Genomic DNA, 4,348 nt, shown 5'->3' with positions numbered 1-4,348 from the left:
CACGACCGCCGTACGACCGTTGTACGGCCCCCGCACCACCGCCGTACGTCCCCTGTACGGGCAGCCGCCACCCCCGTACGACCTCCGTACGGGCAGCCACCACCGCCGTACGCCCGCCGTACGGGCCGCACCACCGCCGTACGCCCTCCCCCCTTACGGGCCGCGCCACCGCCGCACGCCGTCCGCACGGGTCGCACCACCCACGCACCCCGCGCCCCACAGCGCGGCACGGCACCGCACGGCGGTTCAGCCGGCATGCTCGCGTCGCCCGACGCGGCTCCGATTCCCCTCCGCCACGAGGAAAGACACCCGATGACACCACGACACTCTCGCACCAGGATGTGGGCCCTGCTGGCCGCCGCCGCCCTGGTGCTGCCCGGCAGCGCCCTGCTCCCCGCCGCCGCGGCCGCCGAACAGCCCCGCGGCACGAGCGCCGGCGTCTCCCCCGCCGAGAAAGCCGCCATCGAGGTCCACGGCCTGAAGGGCGAGTACTTCAGCATGTCCGCCCCGGGCGCCCGGGACTTCGCCACGCTCGGCGGTACGTCCCTGGACCCGCAGGTCGACTTCTCCGGCCTGACGGGCACCTTCCAGAACCTCACCGGCCGCTCCGAGCACACCACGGCCCGCTGGACCGGCCGGATCGAGGCCCCCGTCACCGGCGACTACACGTTCTACGGCATCGGCGACAACGGCTTCCGGCTCTTCGTCGACGGCGAGCCGGTCATCGACCACTGGGTCCCCGACTGGGACAGGGAGCAGACCAGCGCCGCGATCCGGCTCACGGCCGGCGAGAAGCACGACTTCCGACTGGAGATGTTCCAGGACGTCGGCGGCGCCAACATGTTCCTGCGCTGGTCGACGCCGACGATGGCCAAGCAGCTCGTACCGGAGTCGGCCTTCACCCCGCCCGCCGACTTCGCGGTCTATCCGGTCGAGCTGACCGTGGACGAGAGCGGCCGCAGGCTGCGCGCGAGGTTCGAGGGCAGGGTCTCCGATCTCGCGGCCGTGAAGGAGCACCTCACGGTCGAGGCCGACACCACGCCCATGCCGATCCGGTCGGTCGCGGTCGCCCCGGGCGACCGGAACTCCGTCCTCGTGACGCTCTCCGAGCCGATCCAGAAGGGCCAGCGGGTCAGGGTCGACTACGACGGGAAGGGCGGCCTGAAGAACGGCGGGGAGACCGTCCCCCAGATCCTCCGCTCGGCGAAGAACTCCTCCACGCACCGGCTCACCACCGAGTGGGGCGACCGGCTGGACGAGAAGAACCCGCTCCCGGAGTACCCGCGCCCCCAGCAGGTGCGCGGCAAGTGGAAGAACCTCAACGGCCCCTGGCAGTTCGCCGGCGCCGACGCGGGCGAGCAGCCGGTCTTCGGCAGGGACCTCGACGAGAGGATCGTCGTGCCGTTCCCGGTCGAGTCGCAGCTCTCCGGCGTCGAACGGCACGAGGATCACATGTTCTACCGCCGGCTGGTCACCGTGCCGAAGGACTGGAAGATCGGTAAGGACGGCAAGGGCGGCAAGGAGAACCGTCTGAAGCTCAACTTCGGGGCCGTCGACTACCAGGCCCGGGTGTGGGTCAACGGCAAACAGGTCGCCGAACACACCGGCGGGTACAACGCGTTCAGCGCCGACGTCACCGACGCGATCGAGGGCACCGGCCCCCAGGAGGTCGTCGTCGCGGTCACCGACACCGGCGGCCGGAACCAGCCCACCGGCAAGCAGTCCACCAACCCCGGCGGCATCTTCTACACCCAGTCCTCGGGGATCTGGCAGACCGTCTGGATGGAACCGGTCGCCCCGGTCTCCATCGACGACGTCGTCACCACACCCGACATCGACACCAGCAGCCTCGCGGTCACCGTCGCGTCCGACGACGCCACCTCCGGCGCGCGCGTCGAGGCCGTCGCCAGGGACGCCCGCGGGAAGGTCGTCGGCCGGGTCAGCGGGCCGGCCAACGCCAGGCTCCGGCTGCCGGTGGCGAAGCAGCGGCTCTGGAGCCCGGACGACCCGTACCTCTACGACCTCGACGTGAAACTGGTACAGGGACGGTCGACCGACACCGTCGAGAGCTACTTCGGCATGCGGAAGATCGCCGTGGAGAAGGTCGGCGGCTTCCAGAAACTGGTGCTCAACGGCAAGCCCATCTACTCCCTCGCCACCCTCGACCAGGGGTTCTGGCCCGACGGCCTCTACACCCAACCGAGCGACAAGGCCCTCGCGTTCGACCTGGAGGCGCACAAGAGGCTCGGCTTCAACGCCGTGCGCAAGCACATCAAGGTGGAGTCACCGCGCTGGTTCTACCACGCGGACCGGCTCGGCCTGCTGGTCTGGCAGGACTTCGTCTCGGGCGACCTCACCGACGACACCGGGCACCGGGCCTTCGTCGACCAGGGCCGCGAGATGATGCGCCAGCACCACAACTCCCCCTCCGTCATCGGCTGGATCGTCTTCAACGAGGGCTGGGGCGAGTGGAACCGCGAGGAGACCGGACGGATCGCCGAGGACGTGAAGGCTGCCGACCCGTCCCGCGTCGTCAACGCCCACAGCGGGGTCAACTGCTGCAACTCGAAGGGTGATTCGGGCAAGGGCGACATCATCGACCACCACGACTACAACAACACCGACCCGGCCTTCCCCGACACCCGGCGCGCGGCCATGGACGGCGAGCACGGCGGCTTCACCCTGCGGGCCCCCGGGCACATGTGGCCCGGCGCGCCGACCGTGATCTACAGCGGTGTCGCCGACAAGGAGGCGCTCACCCGCACGTACGTGGAGAACACGGAGAAGTACTACCTCGAAGCCGCCGGCGCTGAGCTCTCCGGCTCGATCTACACCCAGATCTCCGACCTGGAGAACGAGCTGAACGGCCTGTACACGTACGACCGCAGGGAGATCAAGGTCGATCCGGTGCGGGTCCGCGAGATCAACCGGAAGGTCATCGCGGCCGGCGCGGCGGCGGGCGAGCGCGACCGGCTGACGGGCGGCGGCTCCTGGGCCCTCGACGAGGGCACCGGGACGACGGCCCGGGACGCGGGCCCGAACGCAGCGGAGCTGAAGCTCTCCGAGGGCACCAGCTGGGCGCCGGGGGTGCGCGGCAGCGCGCTGAAGTTCGACGGCCAGGGGCAGTACGCCGAGACCGCGGGTCCCGTGATCGACACCACCGGCGACTACTCGGTGTCGGCCTGGGCGAGCCTGGACTCCCTGCCGGGCAACTACGCGACCGTCGTCAGCCAGGACGGCCGGCGCCAGGAGAATCCCTTCTACCTCCAGTACGGCCAGGGCGCCTTCGCCTTCAGCACACCCGGCGGGATCCGCGCCCGGTACGTCGCCACGCCGGAGACGGGCCGCTGGTACCACCTGGTCGGGGTGCGCGACACCGCGAAGAACGAGATCAGGCTGTACGTGGACGGCGCCCTCGCGGCGACGGCCACCCCCGGGCCCGCCGACGTCGGCACCGGCCCGCTGTCCGTGGGCCGCGCGAGGTGGGGCGGCGGGAACGTCGACTTCTGGAAGGGCTCGGTGGACGAGGTCCGCGCGTTCGACAAGGCACTCACGTCGGAGGAGGTGGCCGCGCTCCACTCCCAGCAGAAGCCGTGACCGGCGTGACGGCCGGGGTGCGGCGCTGATCAGCGGCTCCGCCCGTACGTCCTCGGCCTTTCGGGCCGGGCGTACGGGCGGAGCCGTCCACGTGCCCGGTGGGGGGCGTTCCCTCCGTACTTACTGGCGGGTAGGGTACGTCCGTCACCGTCGGCCGCACCCTCGCCCCCGAAGGATTCCGATGTCACGGTCCACCCGCTCCGCCCTCCTGCTCGCCGGTCTGCTCGCCGCCGCGGGTGTCGCCCACTTCGCGTCCCCGAAGCAGTTCGACGCCGTCGTCCCGGAGTCCCTCCCGGGCGATCCGCGGACCTGGACCCAGGCCAGCGGGGTGGCGGAGCTGGCGCTCGCGGCCGGCCTCGCGCTGCCCGCGACCCGCAGGGCGAGCGCCCGCGCGACGGCCCTGTTCTTCGCCGGGGTCTTCCCGGCGAACGTCAAGATGGCGTACGACTGGCGGAACCGCTCGCCGAAGGCGCGGGCCATCGCCTACGGCCGGCTGCCGCTCCAGCTGCCCCTGATCCTGTGGGCGCGCAGCGTCGGCCGCGCCGGGGACTGACACCCGAAGGACTTCGCGGCACCGGGGGTGCCGAGCGCGGCAGCGGCGTTTCGGCCAGGCGCGCCTCCGACCCCGCGGCAGACCGGGCAAGGGTCGGTGTACCCGGAACGAACGGACTTTCGCCGGGAGTCGGGGGGCGCGGCGCGACCAAAAGCCATGTGTTCGAGAGGGCGGGGGTCCTCGTTGAGTGCGGTGAAC

At 71.5% G+C, this 4,348-nt stretch carries 2 protein-coding genes; both read left to right on the top strand.

Features of this window, described 5'->3' with window-relative positions; all coding sequences use genetic code 11:
- Nucleotides 1–312: 312 nt before the first annotated feature.
- Entirely contained in the window at nucleotides 313–3,597 is a 3,285-nt protein-coding gene (locus EAO70_RS09660; protein ID WP_148002600.1) for a LamG-like jellyroll fold domain-containing protein, read from the top strand.
- A 181-nt stretch (nucleotides 3,598–3,778) separates the two neighbouring features.
- A complete protein-coding gene (locus tag EAO70_RS09655) occupies nucleotides 3,779–4,150 on the top strand; it encodes a DoxX family protein (RefSeq protein ID WP_148002599.1) in 372 nt (123 codons plus the stop codon).
- The last annotated feature ends 198 nt before the right edge of the window (nucleotides 4,151–4,348 follow it).

It is taken from the genome of Streptomyces sp. adm13(2018) (genome assembly GCF_008042145.1).
Taxonomy (GTDB): domain Bacteria; phylum Actinomycetota; class Actinomycetes; order Streptomycetales; family Streptomycetaceae; genus Streptomyces.
The sequence above is the reverse complement of the archived record's forward strand: the minus strand, read 5'-3'. Positions and strand labels throughout refer to the sequence as shown.

Coding starts and splice junctions, on each gene's coding strand:
- EAO70_RS09660 (WP_148002600.1), top strand. CDS start 313: ATGACACCACGACACTCTCGCACCAGGATGTGGGCCCTGCTGGCCGCC.
- EAO70_RS09655 (WP_148002599.1), top strand. CDS start 3,779: ATGTCACGGTCCACCCGCTCCGCCCTCCTGCTCGCCGGTCTGCTCGCC.